17 protein-coding genes are annotated in these 19,407 nt (G+C 41.3%); 9 read left to right on the forward strand and 8 right to left on the reverse strand.

What is annotated here, in order from left to right; translation table 11 throughout:
- Positions 1 to 223: 223 nt before the first annotated feature.
- Positions 224 to 1,030 (forward strand): exodeoxyribonuclease III, encoded by an 807-nt coding sequence (gene xthA / locus Xind_RS00875; RefSeq protein ID WP_047682546.1) that lies wholly within the window; start codon positions 224 to 226, stop codon positions 1,028 to 1,030.
- 84 nt (positions 1,031 to 1,114) lie between these two features.
- On the opposite strand, the gene Xind_RS00880 is transcribed toward xthA, so the two are convergent.
- Together Xind_RS00880 and Xind_RS00885 are read right to left on the reverse strand one after the other, a co-directional pair.
- Complete coding sequence (locus tag Xind_RS00880) at positions 1,115 to 3,034, reverse strand: DNA topoisomerase III (protein WP_187649272.1); 1,920 nt, start codon at positions 3,032 to 3,034, stop codon at positions 1,115 to 1,117.
- Between the two features lie 152 nt (positions 3,035 to 3,186).
- On the reverse strand, positions 3,187 to 3,738 hold the full coding sequence (locus Xind_RS00885; protein ID WP_047682542.1) for an NAD(P)H nitroreductase: 552 nt from the start codon (positions 3,736 to 3,738) through the stop codon (positions 3,187 to 3,189).
- Between the two features lie 170 nt (positions 3,739 to 3,908).
- On the opposite strand from Xind_RS00885, the gene sppA reads away from it, so the two are divergent.
- The 3 genes from sppA (at position 3,909) to pncA (ending at position 7,610) form a co-directional block, all read left to right on the forward strand.
- Positions 3,909 to 5,804 carry a signal peptide peptidase SppA gene (gene sppA / locus Xind_RS00890; protein WP_187649273.1) on the forward strand — a complete coding sequence of 632 codons (1,896 nt, stop codon included), beginning with the start codon at positions 3,909 to 3,911 and terminating at the stop codon, positions 5,802 to 5,804.
- A gap of 131 nt (positions 5,805 to 5,935) precedes the next feature.
- Positions 5,936 to 6,955 carry an asparaginase gene (gene ansA / locus Xind_RS00895; RefSeq protein WP_047682538.1) on the forward strand — a complete coding sequence of 340 codons (1,020 nt, stop codon included), beginning with the start codon at positions 5,936 to 5,938 and terminating at the stop codon, positions 6,953 to 6,955.
- Between the two features lie 19 nt (positions 6,956 to 6,974).
- On the forward strand, positions 6,975 to 7,610 hold the full coding sequence (pncA, locus tag Xind_RS00900) for a bifunctional nicotinamidase/pyrazinamidase (protein WP_047682536.1): 636 nt from the start codon (positions 6,975 to 6,977) through the stop codon (positions 7,608 to 7,610).
- 90 nt (positions 7,611 to 7,700) lie between these two features.
- Here pncA and Xind_RS00905 read toward each other — a convergent pair whose 3' ends face one another.
- Both Xind_RS00905 and msrB read right to left on the reverse strand, forming a co-directional pair.
- Positions 7,701 to 7,985, reverse strand: a complete 285-nt coding sequence (locus tag Xind_RS00905) for a YeaC family protein (protein WP_047682534.1) — start codon at positions 7,983 to 7,985, stop codon at positions 7,701 to 7,703.
- Positions 7,986 to 8,087: 102 nt separating this feature from the next.
- Positions 8,088 to 8,495 carry a peptide-methionine (R)-S-oxide reductase MsrB gene (gene msrB, locus Xind_RS00910; protein ID WP_047682532.1) on the reverse strand — a complete coding sequence of 136 codons (408 nt, stop codon included), beginning with the start codon at positions 8,493 to 8,495 and terminating at the stop codon, positions 8,088 to 8,090.
- A gap of 342 nt (positions 8,496 to 8,837) precedes the next feature.
- Between msrB and gapA the strand changes: the two genes are divergently transcribed.
- Both gapA and Xind_RS00920 read left to right on the forward strand, forming a co-directional pair.
- Entirely contained in the window at positions 8,838 to 9,833 is a 996-nt protein-coding gene (gene gapA, locus Xind_RS00915; protein WP_187649274.1) for a glyceraldehyde-3-phosphate dehydrogenase, read from the forward strand.
- Between the two features lie 123 nt (positions 9,834 to 9,956).
- Positions 9,957 to 10,832: a D-hexose-6-phosphate mutarotase gene (locus Xind_RS00920; RefSeq protein WP_047682528.1), complete on the forward strand. Its 876-nt coding sequence runs from the start codon at positions 9,957 to 9,959 to the stop codon at positions 10,830 to 10,832.
- 97 nt (positions 10,833 to 10,929) lie between these two features.
- Here the strand turns inward: Xind_RS00920 and alr are convergent, their stop codons facing one another.
- From alr to fadR, 3 genes are all read right to left on the reverse strand, one after another.
- On the reverse strand, positions 10,930 to 11,997 hold the full coding sequence (gene alr, locus Xind_RS00925; protein ID WP_187649275.1) for an alanine racemase: 1,068 nt from the start codon (positions 11,995 to 11,997) through the stop codon (positions 10,930 to 10,932).
- A 21-nt stretch (positions 11,998 to 12,018) separates the two neighbouring features.
- A complete protein-coding gene (locus Xind_RS00930) occupies positions 12,019 to 13,320 on the reverse strand; it encodes a D-amino acid dehydrogenase (RefSeq protein ID WP_047682524.1) in 1,302 nt (433 codons plus the stop codon).
- 529 nt (positions 13,321 to 13,849) lie between these two features.
- Positions 13,850 to 14,572: a fatty acid metabolism transcriptional regulator FadR gene (gene fadR, locus Xind_RS00935; RefSeq protein WP_187649276.1), complete on the reverse strand. Its 723-nt coding sequence runs from the start codon at positions 14,570 to 14,572 to the stop codon at positions 13,850 to 13,852.
- 236 nt (positions 14,573 to 14,808) lie between these two features.
- Between fadR and nhaB the strand changes: the two genes are divergently transcribed.
- The 3 genes from nhaB (at position 14,809) to ttcA (ending at position 18,078) form a co-directional block, all read left to right on the forward strand.
- Positions 14,809 to 16,362, forward strand: coding sequence for a sodium/proton antiporter NhaB (gene nhaB, locus Xind_RS00940; protein ID WP_047682520.1), 1,554 nt, complete (start codon positions 14,809 to 14,811; stop codon positions 16,360 to 16,362).
- 100 nt (positions 16,363 to 16,462) lie between these two features.
- Positions 16,463 to 16,987 carry a disulfide bond formation protein DsbB gene (gene dsbB / locus Xind_RS00945; RefSeq protein WP_047682518.1) on the forward strand — a complete coding sequence of 175 codons (525 nt, stop codon included), beginning with the start codon at positions 16,463 to 16,465 and terminating at the stop codon, positions 16,985 to 16,987.
- A 176-nt stretch (positions 16,988 to 17,163) separates the two neighbouring features.
- Entirely contained in the window at positions 17,164 to 18,078 is a 915-nt protein-coding gene (ttcA, locus tag Xind_RS00950; RefSeq protein WP_047682516.1) for a tRNA 2-thiocytidine(32) synthetase TtcA, read from the forward strand.
- A 255-nt stretch (positions 18,079 to 18,333) separates the two neighbouring features.
- Here the strand turns inward: ttcA and zntB are convergent, their stop codons facing one another.
- Complete coding sequence (gene zntB / locus Xind_RS00955) at positions 18,334 to 19,317, reverse strand: zinc transporter ZntB (protein WP_187649277.1); 984 nt, start codon at positions 19,315 to 19,317, stop codon at positions 18,334 to 18,336.
- Between the last annotated feature and the right edge of the window lie 90 nt (positions 19,318 to 19,407).

Raw genomic sequence — 19,407 nt, forward strand, 5'->3', positions numbered from 1 at the left:
TAATTAATTATTTGCTCATCACGTGTTTTTTATTATTTATCATGATTACATACTCTAAATTTGAGTAATAGGCGTATTATACTCAATATAACATTACATATAAGAGTAAAATAGTGAAATATCAAGATAACCTACTTAAAATTATTATTTAATAAATGGTTACATCCTTTTTTATATCTGTTAAGATTAAAAAGATAAATATTCTATAGGTGATTATAACGGTATGAAATTTGTATCATTCAATATTAATGGCCTGCGGGCACGTCCTCATCAACTTACCGCGATTGTTGAACAACATCAGCCTGACGTAATTGGATTACAAGAAACAAAAGTTCATGATGAAATGTTCCCTTTGGAAGAAGTTAGCAAACTTGGTTACCATGTCTTCTATCACGGTCAAAAATCCCATTACGGTGTGGCCCTGCTGACACGCCAGAAGCCAATTGAAGTTCAGAAAGGTTTTCCTACAGATGAGGATGATGCGCAGCGTCGTATTATCATGGCAGATATTGAAACACCTTTAGGCTCATTAACTGTAATTAATGGTTACTTTCCACAAGGTGAAAGCCGTGATCACCCGGTCAAATTTCCTGCAAAAGCAAAATTCTACCAAGATTTACAAACCTACCTGGAAAGAAAACAATCCCCAGAATCCAATATTCTTATTATGGGTGATATGAATATCAGTCCGACTGATCTTGATATTGGGATCGGTGAAAATAACCAAAAACGCTGGTTGAAAACGGGAAAATGTTCTTTCTTACCGGAAGAAAGAGAGTGGATGGAACGCCTTAAAAGTTGGGGGCTCGTTGATACGTTTCGTGCTCATCATCCTGAAATCAATGATCAATTCTCTTGGTTTGATTATCGCTCGAAAGGGTTCGACGATAATCGGGGGCTTCGCATTGACTTGTTGCTTGCCAGCCGTCCACTAGCGGAAAAATGCCTTTCTGCTGGTATAGATTATGGTATCCGTAGCATGGAAAAACCATCTGATCACGCTCCTGTTTGGGCTGAATTTAAAATTTGATTCTCAAAATAATAAAATCCAGCACCGGAGTTGGCGGTGCTGGATTTTTCTACAGTATTTTTAATTGCATCGTTTTGATCTTATCTACCCGGCTTTGTCAGTTTTTGTTCTCTTCTTTTTACTCTTTTTTCCTTTCACGGAAACAGGAGGTAACTCCCTAAAAGCCTTCAAATTTCGATACTGTTTTGCCTGCCAAATCAACTGCTGCAACGTTTCGTGAAGAGGCAACATAAAATCCTGATAGCGGACTTGTTTTTCACTGATTTGTGTTAGTTTTGACTCCCAATGCGCTGTCATATCGGGCAGTACAGCCATATCAGGTAATACATGGATAAGCGCCCGCCCCGCAGGGGTTGCATGGATATAGCGCCCTTTTTTGTACAGAAATTCTCGTTTAAACAGTAATTCAATAATACCTGCTCTCGTTGCTTCTGTACCCAGACCATCTGTTGCTCGTAACACTTTTTTTAGTGCTTTATCTTGTACAAATCGGGCAATTCCTGTCATTGCAGACAATAAAGTCGCATCAGTAAAAGGACGTGGTGGCTGAGTCTGCCTCTCCACCACTTCTCCTTTTTCACATAAGAGTTCATCACCTTTGGCAACAACAGGCAGCGGAGTGCCTTCATTTTCCTCATCTCGCTCTTTATTACCCAATAAGGTTCTCCAGCCAGCCTCTGCCAGAAAACGAGCTTTTGCTATGAATTTTCCACCTGCAATATCAAGCTCGATCGTACACTTGCGAAATACCGCATCCGGGAAAAACTGCATCAAGTACTGTCTGGCAATCAATCCATAAATATGGTGTTCATTTTCCGTCAAATTGATCTGGCTGCTTCGGGCTGTGGGAATAATCGCATGATGAGCATCAACTTTTTTATCATCCCAACAGCGGTTCTTTTTCTCCGTGTCCAACGCTTCTTGTGGTAATAAATGCGTGGTATGAACTGAAATAGCATTTAAGACAGCCTGACGCCCCGCAAAATGCTCTTCCGGCAAGTAACGACAATCAGAACGTGGATAAGTGATTAATTTATGCGTTTCATAAAGTCGCTGACAAATATCCAGCACATCCTGAGCACTTAAACCAAAGCGCCTGGCTGCTTCAATCTGTAATGAAGAGAGAGAAAACGGTAATGGTGCCGTTTCTGATTCTCGTTTATCCTGATACGCAGTAACATAAGCGGGTTGCCCTGTAATACGCGCCACAACATGCTCTGCTAAAGGCCGATGGATAATCCGACCTTCTTCATCCTGAAAATCAACACAGGATTCACTGGGTTGCCATACAGCCGTAAACCGTTCTTCTTTCGGAGTAACAATATAAGCTTTGACCTCAAAGAAATCTTTCGGCACAAAATGCTCTATTTCCTCATCACGACGAACAACCAACCCCAGAACCGGGGTCTGAACACGTCCGACAGATAACACCCCTTGATAGCCGGCATTCTGCCCTAGCAATGTATAAGCACGAGTCATATTAATGCCATAGAGCCAGTCCGCTCTAGCTCTGGCGAGGGCTGAAACACATAGAGGAATAAATTCCCGGTTACTCCTTAAACGCTCAACCGCTTTAAGTACCGCCTGTGGATTTAAGTCGTTGATCAGGCAGCGTTGGACATTTTGCTTTTTATTATTATCCAAATGCAAAAAATCCAATACTTCATCCACCAGTAATTGACCTTCACGATCAGGGTCTCCGGCATGGATAATTTCATCAGCCCTTTCCAGAAGAGATTTAATCGTATTAAGTTGTTTGGCAACCGTTGCGCGTGGTTTCAACTGCCATTTTTCAGGAATGATCGGTAAATCAGCCAATACCCAACGTGCATAACGGCTATTGTAAGCATCTGGCTCAGACTGCTCTAACAAATGGCCTACACACCAGGTAACAAATTGGTTATTACCACACTCAATAAACCCATCACCCCGACGATGAGGTTTGGGTAAAACATCGGCAATGGCTCGTGCCAGACTAGGTTTTTCTGCAATAAAAAGACGCATAGAATTATTCAAAACTTCAATCAATACCTTGTTCGAGCGTGGTTAAATCAGTTCATCTACGGCAATTAAACTAAAAGAAGTGGATTGATGTGGCGACTTTCATCTTCCCCACCACATCTGATCCACCGCATCTGGCAATATCATCAGTCACTTTAGAAGTAACTGACAAAACCCGTTAAATCTGGTGTTGAAACTTTCATCGGAGCTTTAAGTTCCGGTGTACCCAAATAGAGGAATCCAACAATTTTATCATTTTCTTCACATCCCAAACCCGCTCTAACTGTTGGATCTTCAGTCCAGGAGCCAGAACGCCATATTCCACCAAACCCCTGAGCCACCGCAGCCATTTGCATGGCATGAACTGAACAACCTGCCGCCACAACTTGTTCCCAGGCAGGCACTTTCACGTGTTCAACAACTTTGGCAATAACAGTAATAATCATAGGTGCACGATAAGGTGCATTTGTTGCTTTTTCCACCACATCTTCACCCATATCGCCTTCAATTGCTGATTTTTTAAGTAATTTACTGAATTTATCAATCCCTTCCCCCTGCATTACAATAAAATGCCAGGGACGTAATGCTCCATGATCTGGTGCTCGCATTCCCGCCGCAAGAATATGTTGCAATGCCTCTCCTTTCGGAGCTGGAACGGTTAAACGAGAAACAGAACGACGATTCAATAAAAGTTCCAAAGCATTCATAATTTCCTCCTGAATAAGTTAACCTATCACGACCCAACATTCTCTGTTTATTCGTTACTGAATGAAAGAGTAGATATTATTATTTTTTCAATCATTCTCGTGAATTCCAGCTGACATTTATCAGCTAGCTGATTAGGATAATCCTATTTGACCCCATAACTGGAGACGATATGCGTACTTTATGGAAGTTTATAGCAGCAATATTTAAATGGAGTTGGAAACTGCTAAATTTCGTTCGCCAATTTATTTCCAACCTGATTTTTGTCCTATTGGTTGTATTAGTCGCCACTGGCATTCTCATATACAAAGAGCAGTTCCGCTTAAACAATGATTATAATGGGGCATTATATGTCAACTTATCCGGTATCGTTGTTGATCAAGTGACTGTTCTCAATCCACTGGATCAACTCGGACGGGATCTTGTTGACTCCTCCAGCAGCCGTTCACAGGAAACCTCTGTGTTCGATATTGTTGATAGTATCCGCCGGGCGAAAAGTGACCCTAAAATTACCGGTATGGTATTGAAGTTAGATGACTTTATTGGTGCCGATCAGTCTTCTATGAGATATATAGGCAAAGTCATCAATGAATTTAAGGCTTCAGGTAAACCAGTTATTGCCATCGGAAATAACTATAGCCAGGCACAATATTATTTAGCCAGTTACGCAAACGAAATATTCCTTGCTCCACAGGGGAGTGTGTCCCTTCATGGCTTCTCAAACAACCGTCTGTTCTATAAATCATTATTAGAAAATCTGAAAGTTTCCACTCACATTTTCCGTGTTGGTACATACAAATCAGCAGTAGAACCAATGATGCGGAATGATATGTCAGATGATGCCCGTAAAGCAGATACGCTCTGGCTTAATGAACTTTGGAACAATTACCGGCAAGTTATTGCCACCAACAGGAAAATACCTCTTGACAAAGTCCTTCCTGCCCCTTCAACGTTTATTGAAAAACTCCATAAAGCTAGAGGAAATAGTGCACTCTATGCGTTTCAAAACGGTTTAGTAGATAAAATTGCGCCTCTGAATGTCATTGAAAAGAAATTGATACATCAATTTGGTTGGGATAAACAAAATCAGCATTTCAACTACGTCAGTATTAATGACTATATTGCTAAACAGCCAGTCCAAAATAGTTATCAAAACAATGGCAACATTGCGGTGATCATAGTTGAAGGTGCAATCATGGATGGTAAACAATCCAATGGCATAGCTGGTGGTGATACAATCGCAGCACAACTGCGAGAAGCACGTATGAATCCCGAAATCAAAGCCATTATATTACGTGTAAACAGCCCTGGCGGCAGTATCGGTGCATCTGAACTCATCCGCAGTGAACTCATGGCAATTCGGGAAGGTACTGATGAAAATGGTAAAAAGGTCAATCAAAAACCCATCGTTGTTTCAATGGGGGGTCTTGCGGCATCAGGGGGATACTGGGTATCCACACCAGCTAACTACATTATTGCATCACCAAATACTTTAACTGGCTCCATTGGTGTTTTCGGTGCCTTCAATACCTTTGAAAAAAGCCTGGATCACCTTGGTGTAAATACAGATGGTGTTTCAACACATCCACTGGCAGATATTTCATTAACAAAAGGTATAAACCCTCTGTTTTCTGACGTTATGCAATTGTCGATTGAAAACGGCTACAACCAATTTATCGAGCTGGTAGCAAATTCCCGGCATAAGCCAGTAGATGAGATTAAAAAAATCGCCGAAGGTCGTGTCTGGAGTGGTAGTGATGCGAAAAAGAATGGCTTGGTCGATCAATTAGGCGATTTCGATGATGCAGTGAAGAAAGCTGTTGAATTAGCAGGCCTCAAAACAGCATCATTAGACTGGATGCAGCCAGAGCTTTCTCTCACTGAAAAACTCATGCTAGAGTTTTCTTCATCTGCTCAGGCAATTATGCCAAATATTCTGCAATCAATGTTGCCGGCACCATTTGCTCAGGTTGCACAAGATATGAAACAGCAAGCAGTATTTTATAATCGCATGAATGATCCACAGCATGTTTATGCATTCTGCCTGAATTGCGAGAATATTCGCTAGAAAATTATTTCTAAAATGCGATAACAGTTATACCCAAGAGCCTGATCTTTATATATCAGGCTTTTTTTATTCCATATACCCCCTATAATCGGCTGAATATTTTTATCAGGTACTGTTATTGGGGTACTTCCATGCAGAAGAAATCTATCTATGTTGTTTATACAGGTGGCACAATTGGGATGCAGCATTCTCCCAATGGTTACATTCCTGTCTCTGGTCATTTACAACGGCAACTTGCACAGATGCCGGAATTCCACCGTCCAGAAATGCCAACGTTCACGATCCGTGAACATCATCCTCTTATCGACTCTTCTGATATGAGTCCGGATGATTGGGGGATTATCGCCAACGATATTGACCAGAATTACCATGATTACGATGGTTTTGTGATCCTGCATGGGACAGATACCATGGCTTTCACTACCTCAGCACTCTCTTTCATGTTTGAAAACCTAAACAAACCCGTTATCGTGACAGGGTCACAAATACCTTTAGAAGCGCTGCGTTCAGATGGTCAGACAAATTTGTTGAATGCACTGTACCTGGCAGCTAATTATCCCGTTAACGAAGTTAGCTTGTTTTTTAACAATAAGTTGTTTCGAGGGAACAGGACTGTTAAAGCTCACGCCGATGGTTTTAACGCTTTTTCATCTCCCAATTACCCTCCACTCATTGAAGCCGGGATCAATATCCGAACATTAAATACTGCACCCATACCGGCCAATCATGGTGACTTTATCGTACATCAAATCAAATCACAGCCAATCGGCGTTGTAACTATCTATCCGGGATTATCCTGTCAGGTGGTTGAAAATATCCTGATGCAACCTGTCAAGGCACTGATTTTACGCTCTTATGGTGTTGGTAATGCCCCACAGCGTTCCGATTTGTTAAAAATCTTAAGAGAAGCGACTGAACGAGGCATCATTGTGGTCAATTTAACACAATGTATCTCTGGAAGGGTCAATATGGAAGGTTATGCCAATGGTCATGCGCTAGCTACATCAGGCGTTATCAGCGGCTATGATATGACTTTTGAAGCAGCACTGACCAAACTGCACTACTTGTTGAGTCAGCACTACGAAACTGAAGAAATCCGCTCGCTAATGCAGCAGAATCTACGCGGAGAATTGAGCTACTCCGACAAGTAAAAATACGTCGAGGCATATAATGAAAACCGCATTATTACTTATCGATCTACAAAATGACTTCTGTACAGGCGGTACACTGGCGGTCAGGGAAAGCGAAGAAGTTATCGAAATGGCAAATAAAGCGATTGAATTGTGTCAGCAACACAATATCACTATTATCGCAACTCAAGATTGGCATCCATCCGATCACATGAGTTTTGCCATCAATTCTGGTCAACCTGTCGGTGAGTTGGGGGAACTGAATGGTATCCCTCAGATATGGTGGCCAGTGCATTGTGTACAGGGACAATTAGGTGCAGACTTCCATCCAGCGCTGAATCAGTCTGCTATTCAGAAAATTTTTCATAAAGGCGAAAATTCACAGATAGATAGCTATAGCGCATTCTTTGATAACGATCATAAAAATGCTACCAGACTACATAGTTGGCTATCAGAGCAACATATTAATCGCCTGTTGATTTTAGGAATTGCCACTGATTACTGCGTAAAATTTACGGTCTTGGATGCTTTAGAACATGGGTATGAAACTTACGTGATTGTTGAAGGTTGCCGTGGAGTCAATATTCAAGCGGATGATAGCCAACGAGCCATTGAAGAAATGTCAGCCAAAGGAGCCAGGTTGACTTCATTAAGTGAAATAACAACGCTTTTTTAAGTTATTTTTTCTGAAAATACCCAAAATTAACCTCGTCCTTTTATTGCAAACTCATTGCAAAGGACGAGGTTATTATTTTAACCTTCTGGCTCATTCTTCTTCTGACTGAGGTTTTAACTTAGCAACCATTTCTGATTGGAACATAGCCTTCAGTTCTTGCTTACTTTTTATCGTAATTTGACCATCCGTGCCAATCGTCATATGTTCAGGATCATAATTATGCCTGGCTTGCCAAAGCATCACCATTTGCAAACTATTTTCTTTCTGCTCTGTTGTTAATGGAACACCATCTTGCCATTTGCCCAACTCAACAGCCTGAACTAATCGTTGATAAATCTCAGGCGTCATGGCAGAGAGTAAATCATCCAACTTCATTGATATTTCCTTACGGCTACATATTTTGGCTGAATCGATTCTATTTCAATGAACAATTCATATTTCTTATATATCTATTTAAAAACACCCGCAGTCATAATATTAACCTGCTGTTTCCTCACCTGTTTCCTTATCAACAAACCATAACGCAACCGAATTAATGCAAAAGCGCTCTCCGGTAGGTTTAGGGCCATCAGGGAAAACATGCCCTAAATGTGCCTGACAATGACTGCAACGCACCTCTATTCGATGCATATTATGGGAGTAATCATCAATATATTTGATGGATTTATCATTGATTGGCTGGTAAAAACTTGGCCATCCACATCCAGAATCAAACTTAGTATCAGAAACAAATAATGGCTGATGACAACACAAACAATGATAAATACCCCTTTTTTTGTTGTGCAACAGCTTTCCTGAAAATGGCGGCTCAGTACCTGCTTCCTGCGTGACATAACGCTGCATTTCACTAAGCTGCTCCAGAGAAACGGAGATATTTTTAGCCATGGAAACCACCTTTTGAGGCCAATATTTTCAATTAAAAAACACCGAAAACAACAAAAAGCAAATATTAGAATGCTAAAAAGCATTCTAACGCATTCAACATCATGATTTACTTTACTAATTGTGATAAATCTCACATATCTAACCAATGGTAACTTTAAATATCGTTTTATACCCTGATAATGATGCGCGTAGAGTTTGTTACGGTTGAATAGGGAGCGTTCAAATAGTGATTTCTAAATTGATCTTTTTCAATTGTTGACACGATTCCGCTTGACGACTGACAAGATTTTGGTAACTTTAGAAACAACTTTTAATTCACTAAAAAATAGCTGGTGGAATACTATGACTATCAAAGTAGGTATTAACGGTTTTGGTCGTATTGGCCGTATTGTTTTCCGTGCTGCACAAGAACGTTCTGACATTGAAATCGTTGCAATCAATGACCTGTTAGATGCAGATTACATGGCTTACATGCTGAAATACGATTCAACCCACGGCCGCTTCAACGGGACTGTTGAAGTTAAAGACGGTCATCTGGTTGTTAACGGCAAAACCATCCGCGTTACATCTGAGAGAGATCCAGCTAACCTGAAGTGGGACGAAGTAGGTGTTGATGTAGTTGCTGAAGCAACTGGCATTTTCCTGACTGACGAAACTGCACGTAAGCACATCACTGCTGGCGCGAAAAAAGTTGTTCTGACTGGCCCATCTAAAGACAACACGCCAATGTTTGTTATGGGTGTCAATCACAATGCCTATGCAGGTCAGGATATCGTTTCCAACGCATCCTGCACAACCAACTGCCTTGCTCCGCTAGCTAAAGTTATCAATGATAAATTTGGTATCGTTGAAGGTTTGATGACAACTGTTCATGCAACAACTGCAACTCAGAAAACGGTTGACGGCCCTTCTGCAAAAGATTGGCGCGGTGGCCGTGGGGCGGCACAAAACATCATTCCATCTTCTACCGGTGCTGCAAAAGCAGTAGGTAAAGTTATTCCAGAACTGAACGGCAAACTGACCGGTATGTCTTTCCGTGTGCCGACTCCTAACGTTTCTGTTGTTGACCTGACTGCTCGTCTCGAAAAACCAGCGACTTATAAAGAAATCTGTGAAGCAATCAAAGAAGCGGCTGAAGGCGAACTGAAAGGCATTCTGGGCTACACTGAAGATGACGTTGTTTCTACCGATTTCAATGGCGAAAAACTCACTTCTGTATTCGATGCAAAAGCAGGTATCGCTCTGAACGACAACTTCGTAAAACTGGTTTCTTGGTATGATAACGAAACGGGTTACTCTAACAAAGTTCTGGATCTGATTGCTCATATCTATAACTAATTGAACTTTAAGAAGTTATTCAATAAGCCACCTTTACAGGTGGCTTTATTTTCCCTCTCTACCACAATAAGCTATCCTTGCCTTCACCAATTATCCAATTCAGGTTTATATAAGGTCATGTAGATGCTTGATAAAATTTTCTCATTACCGGTTGTAAAACAGATATCTCCTTATATCAGTCAAAGGAGCATTGATGGATTTCCACTGATTGTGGTTTCCCACCCCAAAATCTGTGGTGCAATCAGTATCCAGGGCGCACATCTTATGGCATGGCAACCCTGTGGTGAAAAACCTGTATTATGGTTAAGCGATAATACAAAACTCCGGGAGGGTACAGCCATTCGTGGCGGTATTCCCATCTGTTGGCCTTGGTTTGGCTCTCTGAGCACACCAAATCATGGTTTTGCCCGGATATTACCGTGGGAATTCAAGGCCCATCATGAAAATGAGAATGGTGTGATTTTGATGTTCACACTACAAGATAGCGCATACACAAAACAGTTGTGGCCACATGAATTCACACTTATTGCCCGCTTTAAATTGGGGGAGACTTGCGAAATAGAGCTGGAATCCCATGGAGATTATCAGGTCACTTGTGCCCTACACTCTTACTTCAATGTCAGTAACATCCATCAAATCCGGATCAGCGGGTTAGGTCATCACTTTATTGATACTGTTATAGACAGAGAGCAATACACTGATGAAGACCTCATTTTTCAAGGAAGAACGGATCGCATTTATACAGAGCCAGAAAATTTCAGTCTGATTAGAGATGAGTTATGGAAACGTACCATTGAAATCCATCATTATCATCATAGTGATGTGGTCTGCTGGAATCCCGGTGCTGAGCTAGCGAGTAGCATGCAAGATATCAGTAAAGAAGGTTACAAGAATATGGCCTGCGTTGAAACCGCACGTATCAATACCCCTCTATATTCTAAAAATGGAACTCCTGGCAGGCTTGCTACCGTTATTCGTTGTCGCCAAAATAAAAGTTGAGTCGGTGCTGTGCGGAGGCTGGACAGGCATTTATTTCGTACAGAGCTTCCATACAGAATGCTGTACGAAAAAATGCCTGAAAAGACAGAAAACAGCGTCATTCCACAACTACCGGAACACGTTTGGCCAAAGCACACAGTAGCTCATAACCAATTGTTCCTGCTGCTTCTGCAACTTCATCCACCGGTAATTTTTCTCCCCATAATTCGACTGAACTGCCAACTGTAGCCAGTGGGCATGGAGTCAAATCAACCGACATCATGTCCATTGATATAGCCCCCAACAAGCGAGTACGAATACCATCGACAATAATCGGCGTTCCTGTTGGCGCATGTCGTGGATAACCGTCAGCATAACCACACGCCACTGTTCCTACACGCGTGACATATTGGGTGGTATAGCGACTGCCATAACCAATGTTCTCTCCTTTGGGAAGATCATGAACCGCAATGATTTCACTTTTTAAACTCATCGCTGGTTTTAAGCCTACATCCGCAATATCACGCCACTTTCCACTGGGAGAGGCACCATACAGAATAATTCCAGGCCTGACCCAATCTCCGTGTGTTTGCGGATGCCATAAAACTGCCCCAGAATTAGCCAGACAGTGAAGGAGTGAGTTCATATTCAGCCGGTTAACAACGGTGAATTGCCCATCAACACCAATTTCATTATCGGAATTAGCGAAATGCGTCATTAAAGTGACTGAATGAATGTTTTTTATCCCATTTGTCATTGAAACTACCTGCGGATATTCGTTTGGGGTAAATCCCAGACGATTCATGCCACTATTCAGTTTCAAATAAATATCAATGGGATTATTTAATTCCGCTTCTTTTATCGCCTTGAGTTGCCAATGGCTATGCACTGTGGTTGTCAGGTCATATTGATTAATTATCTGCAAATCTTCAACATTGAAGAAACCTTCCAATAACAGGATTGGCCCCTGCCACCCCTGCTCTCTCAAATAAGTAGCTTCATTCATATCAAGCAGTGCAAATCCATCCGACTGTTTGAGTGATTGCCATATTCTGTCCAACCCATGCCCATATGCATTCGCTTTCACTACCGACCAAATTTTACTATTACCGACTTTTTGGCGGATAACCGCCAAATTATGACGAAGTGCGTTGAGATGGATGGTTGCCAAAATAGGACGTGGCATGATGGCCTCTTCTAATTTACTTTACGCAGTATGTAAACGATGCTTCATCCGAAGCACTTTTGTATTAAATCCATTGATATATCTGAATACAGAGAGATCATCTGCTGCAATTTCGGGCTTTTTACCAGAGATTAAATCAGATAATAACTTTCCTGAACCACAGGCCATCGTCCAGCCTAATGTTCCATGCCCGGTATTTAAATAAAGATTAGGATATTTGGTCGGACCAACAATGGGAGTGCCATCCGGCGTCATCGGCCGTAATCCAGCCCAGAATGAGGCTTCAGCAATATTGCCACCATTAGGGTAAAGATCCTCTACTACCATTTTGAGTGTTTCACAACGGTTTTTCAGCACATTCAGGTTAAAACCAACGACTTCTGCCATTCCTCCAACACGAATTCGATGATCAAAACGGGTAATGGCTATTTTGTAAGTTTCATCCAATACTGTTGAAACAGGTGAGCGTGTTTCATTCATTATCGGCATGGTTAGCGAATAACCTTTCATTGGATAAACCGGAATTGTGACAAGATCTTTCAATAATTCAGTAGAATAGGCGCCCATTGCTATAACATACTGATCCGCTGCCATGATGCCATTATCACACTGAATACCTGTTATCTTATCGCCATCCACCAAAATGTGTTTAACCTGCCGGTTAAACATAAATCTGACCCCGGCTTTTTCTGCCATTTTTGCCAGTTCTTTTGTGAAAATTTGGCAATCACCAGTTTCATCATTAGGAAGCTGTAATCCTCCCGTCAATTTACGAGAAACATGGGCGAGTGCAGGTTCCGCTGATGCTAATTGTTCTGAGGTGAGTAACCGATAAGGAACGCCTTCTTGCTCTAACACCGCAATATCATTAACCGCATTATCAAACTGCTTATTAGTTCTGAATAGTTGTAGCGTACCACTTTGACGCCCTTCATATTGGATGCCTGTATCCGCTCTCAATTGTTTAATGCAGTCACGACTATATTCGGCCAGACGTACCATTCTGCTTTTGTTCATAGCATAATGATCGGCATCACAATTACGCAGCATTTGCCACATCCAGCGTAACTGAAATAGTGAACCATCAGGGCGAATAGCTAATGGGGCATGTCGTTGAAACATCCACTTTATTGCTTTTAATGGGATCCCCGGTGCTCCCCAGGGTGTCGCATATCCGGGTGAGATCTGCCCGGCATTACTTGCACTCGTTTCTTCAGCCGCACTCTGCTGGCGATCGACAACGATAACTTCATGGCCTTCCTGAGCCAGATACCAGGCACTGGTGACGCCGATAACGCCGCTACCTAAAATAAGGACCTTCATTCTGCCCCCTATTGATGAGTGATATATGCAAGCATAATATGCTAAACATGAAAATCCAATACAGAATAATAGACTATAAAATGATTAGTTGAATTTTAGGATTTAAATCACAATTTAATTACAAAACAATGACAAGCAATATCTCTCAAATCATGATAAAAATACTTAAATTATTTTAAATACAACAAATTATAAAAGAATTAAATGCTATTAATTTCTTATATTAGTATCTTAAAAAGTGTTTTTTGCGGCAAAAAATAAACAATTCGTTCACATTTTGTGAATTTATTTAAATCCTTACTTTTGTTTTATTTCAGAATAAAAATCTAATTCAACATAAACTAAACAGAATAATAATTTAAAAATTTGAATTTTACAGTTTGGGTGGGTTTTCAATGCTGATTACAAGGCAAAAATACCATGATATAGGTATGGTGATAAAATCAACTAAAAAAAGAGCGGGCTGCATACAAAGCAGCCCGCCTTTAAGAATAGCTTAGACAATGAACTAGATTGATGATGGATGTGATCAGCCCTGACGGGCTTCAGTTAACTCATTGAACATGATGCCCTGCATTCCATGCCAGATAATCCCACTCTCTTTACCATAATTGCGTACACATTCCATAATCTTGTCATAGGTCTGTTCCTGACACAGTACACTCAATTGCTGATAGAAATTTAAAGCGAGCTTACGGGCATCAGGATTCGAGAAATAATAACGGCCGACACGAGTATAAAGTCCTTTCAATCCGTTAATAATCAAACCATAAATCGGGTTCCCTGACGCAAACGCCAATCCACGGAAAATATCATAATCCACAGAACTAAAAGATTCGGCAGTATCCTCTACGTTGTTCTTTTCCGCCAATACTTCCAATGATTTTTCCGGATTGTGCCTGAACGCAGTACGAATAAAAATGGCTGCAATATTAGTACGGACTGACAATAAATTATCGACTAACTGAGGCACACGATCATGATCCAGGCGCGCCAGAGTTTCCAGAATATTAAGGCCGGATGTTTCCCAGAAGTTATTGACCTTTGTTGGTTTTCCATGCTGAATAGTCAACCAACCATCACGTGCAAGGCGTTGTAACACTTCACGTAAAGTCGTTCGGGTGACACCGATTAATTCAGATAACTCACGCTCTGCTGGCAGTATGGAGCCTGGTGGAAAGCGATTATTCCATATACTTTCAATGAGATACTCTTCCGCAAAACTCGCAGGACTCTGAGCCTTAATTACCATATTTTAACTATTCCAAAGCAGTTTTCTCAGCTAATAATAGGCACTGATCATACCAGAATGCATCTGCTCGACATAGTTACATAGTAAATAAACCACGAAAGAGTGAAAGAGGTCATAAAAAAATATAATTATTATCTGATTAATTATGAGGTTAACCCCTTAAATTAGTCCTGTTTAGAGCGTACTATGAGCCTTTAGAATCGTCCATGTATCCATGAAGAGGAATATTAATAATAATGGAAATCAGTATCCGACGCGCAGTGGTGAAAAACTTTCTCGGCAATTCTCCCGACTGGTATAAGCTGGCCATCATTGTTTTTCTTATTATCAATCCACTGATCTTTTTCTTTGTCAGTCCTTTTATTGCAGGCTGGATGCTCGTTGTTGAATTTATTTTCACGCTGGCGATGGCGTTAAAATGTTATCCCCTGCAACCTGGAGGGCTACTCGCTATTGAAGCCGTTATCATCGGTATGACTTCACCAAAACAAGTAGGGCATGAGATAGCCAACAATCTGGAAGTGATCTTGCTACTGATTTTCATGGTTGCCGGCATTTACTTCATGAAACAGCTTTTATTGTTTGTCTTCACTAAGCTGCTATTAAGTATCCGTTCCAAAAAAATGCTGGCGCTGGCATTCTGTCTGGCAAGTGCATTCTTATCCGCTTTCCTTGATGCCCTGACGGTTATTGCCGTTGTTATCAGTGTATCTGTCGGTTTTTACTCCATCTATCACCGTTATCTTTCCAGCGCCAGCCAAAACGACAATACAGACCTCAACGATGACAAGTTCATTGATAATGAAGATAAAAAGCAGACGCTGGCGCAATTCCGGGCATTTTTACGCAGTCTGATGATGCATGCCGGAGTCGGTACAGCACTAGGTGGCGTAATGACCATGGTCGGTGAACCGCAAAACCTGATCATTGCCAAACACGTTGGTTGGGACTTCATGACATTCTTTATCCGTATGTCACCTGTGACTGTCCCTGTCTTTATTTGTGGCCTGTTGATCTGCCTGCTGGTTGAACATTTCAAGTTATTCGGTTATGGCGCTGAGTTACCTGAGCGCGTCCGTTCCGTTTTGGAAGACTATGCCCAGAAAGCGAGTGAAAAACGTACATACCAAGAAAAAACTCAGCTTGTAGTTCAGGCTTTAATTGGTATCTGGCTGATTGTGGCTCTGGCTTTCCATTTAGCGGAAGTGGGGCTAATTGGCTTATCAGTCATCATTCTGGCCACCGCATTTTGCGGTATCACTGAGGAGCATGCTTTAGGCAAAGCCTTCGAAGAAGCCCTACCATTTACTGCGTTATTAACTGTTTTCTTTTCTGTGGTTGCCGTTATTATTGATCAGCAACTGTTTGCGCCGTTTATTCAATTTGTGCTGCAATCTTCACCTGCTTCGCAGCTCTCACTCTTCTATCTGTTTAATGGCCTGCTCTCAGCGGTATCTGACAACGTATTTGTAGGTACGGTTTATATTAATGAAGCCTTAAGCGCTCTCAAAAATGGTCTCATTTCGCAACAGCAATATGAATTTCTGGCTGTAGCTATTAATACCGGCACTAACTTACCCTCAGTGGCAACACCGAATGGACAGGCAGCTTTCCTGTTCCTGCTGACATCAGCCCTGTCGCCATTAATTCGTTTATCTTATGGTCGCATGGTACTCATGGCATTGCCTTACACCGTTGTGATGACATTAGTGGGATTATTGTGTGTCGAATTTTTGCTACTTCCGGTGACTGAGTATCTCGTCAAAATCGGTTGGGTTATCCCACTATAATTACTGAAATTTATTAATTAATTACTGAAATTTATTTTTTTGTGATTTGAGAAGCGGCAAAATAAGCAACTAATTGTATTCAAGATATGGGAAAAGAAGCATGTTTCATTTTTTAAAACGGAGTTCCCAAGAGCGAAGTGCTTGGTTATTGATGGCGCTAACCGCTTTTATATTAGAAGCTATTGCGCTCTATTTTCAACATGTTATGCAACTACAACCTTGTGTAATGTGCATTTATGAGCGCGTTGCTCTATTGGGTATTTTGGGGGCGGCACTATTGGGCGCTATTGCCCCCGGAACTCCGCTACGTTGGTTAGCCATTTTACTGTGGCTTTATAGTGCAGGGCGCGGATTACAACTGGCATGGGATCACACTATGATGCAGTTAGACCCTGGCCCTTTTAACACTTGTGAATTTTTTGCCAGATTCCCATCTTGGTTACCACTGAATGAATGGTTACCTTCGGTATTTCAGGCCGTTGGTGATTGTTCAATGAAACAGTGGTCATTTCTGACATTAGACATGCCACAATGGTTAATTGGCATTTTTGCCGCTTATTTACTGGTCGGTATTTTAGTTCTAATCAGCCAGTTCTTCCCGGTTCAGAATAAATATGAAGGATAAAAATGATTTTCTCCCCCATGTGGGGGAGATATAAAGCATTTTTCGCTAACTCTGATTGATAATCCCTTTTCATCCGCTATCATTGTTCCCTTTTCATGTTCTCCGCCATAAAATCATCATCATTTTTAAAAGGCATTTAGCCGAACAGCTATCAGAAACAGTAAGAACAATCAGAGATGAACACTCAAAAAGAACAGTATAATTTCAATAAATTACAAAAACGTCTGCGTCGTGATGTGGGCCAAGCTATCGCAGATTTCAATATGATCGAAGAAGGTGATCGCATCATGGTCTGTCTTTCTGGTGGCAAAGACAGCTACACTCTGCTGTCCATTTTGCAGAATCTGCAAAAAAGTGCCCCCGTTAATTTTTCCCTTGTAGCCGTTAATTTGGATCAAAAACAACCCGGTTTTCCTGAACATATACTCCCGGCTTATCTGGATGAACTGGGCATTGAGTATAAGATTGTTGAAGAAAATACCTATGGTATTGTTAAAGAAAAAATCCCTGAAGGAAAAACAACCTGCTCTCTGTGCTCCCGTTTACGCCGGGGTATTTTGTACCGCACGGCGACTGAGTTGGGTGCCACCAAAATTGCATTGGGTCATCATCGCGATGATATCTTACAAACTGTCTTTTTAAATATGTTTTATGGCGGCAAATTAAAAGGTATGCCCCCAAAATTGATCAGTGATGATGGTAAGCACATTGTGATCCGCCCACTTGCTTACTGTCGGGAAAAAGATATCGAACGCTACGCTGAAGCTAAAGCATTTCCAATCATTCCTTGTAACTTGTGTGGCTCACAACCTAACCTACAACGTCAAGTCATTAAAGATATGCTGCGTGACTGGGACAAACGCTATCCGGGCCGCATTGAAACCATGTTCCGTGCCATGCAAAATGTGGTTCCATCACATCTTAGTGACTTTAATCTGTTCGATTTCAAAAGCATTAATCATGGTAGTGAAATTATTGATGGTGGAGATTTGGCTTTTGATCGGGAAGAACTACCGATACAACCTGCTATCAGCTCCGATGAACAGATTGATTTTCAGACAGAACGATTGAACGTTATCGAAATCAGATAATGATAAAAAAATGGCCGATGCTAACATTAACATCGGCACAATACGTCAATTAATCTGTATAACCTCAATATGAGAAACACTACAACTATGGATATGGAGCACAACGTTCATCGCGCAACGTTGTATTCACCTGCACAGTTATCATGCCTTAACTGTAGGTTCAGATTATTGATATATCTCAAACTGAATGAGATTAATCGTTTGATTTAGGGAAAGTGATTTTGAAACACCGCTTTCCTTATACCTTAGAGCACCCTATAACCATTTGCTGCGTCTTAACCACCAGGTGAATGCGGCGATCAATAACGACAATAACAGGCTGAATAAACTAAACCCAAACTGATATTCATTCCCTGGGATCCCGCCAAGATTAACGCCAAACAACCCAGTTAAAAAGGTACTGGGTAAGAATATCATTGTTAATAAAGACATCATGTAGATACGGCGGTTCATCGCATCTGCCATAATAGAAGTGATCTCATCCGCAAGAACAGCCGTCCTTGCAATACAGCCATCCAGATCATCTAACCCACGCCCTAAGCGATCAGCAATTTCCTGCATCAGATGACGCTCCTCGTCACTCATCCAGGGTAATTTTTCATTGGCTAAACGCATAAAGACATCGCGCTGTGGTGCCATATAACGGCGCAGAACAATTAATTGCTTACGCAATAACACTAACTCACCGCGCCCGGGAATTTTCTGTTCCAGAATGCCATCCTCAAACTCAATCAAGTTATCATGCAACGCTTCAATAAAATCGTTCACTTCATCGGTAATAGCGTCCGCTATTTCAACCAACCAATGTCCCGTATTTCTTGCGCCTATGCCATTGTGCAAATTATCTAAGACCTGATCTATCGAATAGACTTTCCGATGACGACTGGAAATAATTATTCTGTCATTAATATAGATGCGGAATGAAACCAAATGATCAGGACGAGCATTATCATTACGGTTAATTGTCCGCAATGTCATCATCGCGCCTTCTCCAGTGCGAATAAGCTTAGGCCGGACACTTTCACCTGCCAGCCCTTCTTTTACCGGAGCGGGTAACAAATTTGTATTCATAATCCATCGATAACTGGCCTGATTTTTATAATCAAGATGTTGCCAGAAAGGTTGCTCTGCCGTTGCAAGTGAATTTTCCCCAAAGCCTGTGATACCGCCCTTACCATTCAATTGACAAGCATACACAGCATTTGAATTTTTAAATGCTGAGCCATATATCGTTTCCACACCCACTCCTGTTTAACACTTGATGTTTAATTGCATAAAATAAATACAATACATACCCAACGTCATTGAAGATACTTTGTGTCTGGATCA

Origin of the sequence: Xenorhabdus indica (genome assembly GCF_014467235.1) — a bacterium.
GTDB classification, from domain to species: Bacteria; Pseudomonadota; Gammaproteobacteria; order Enterobacterales; family Enterobacteriaceae; genus Xenorhabdus; species Xenorhabdus indica.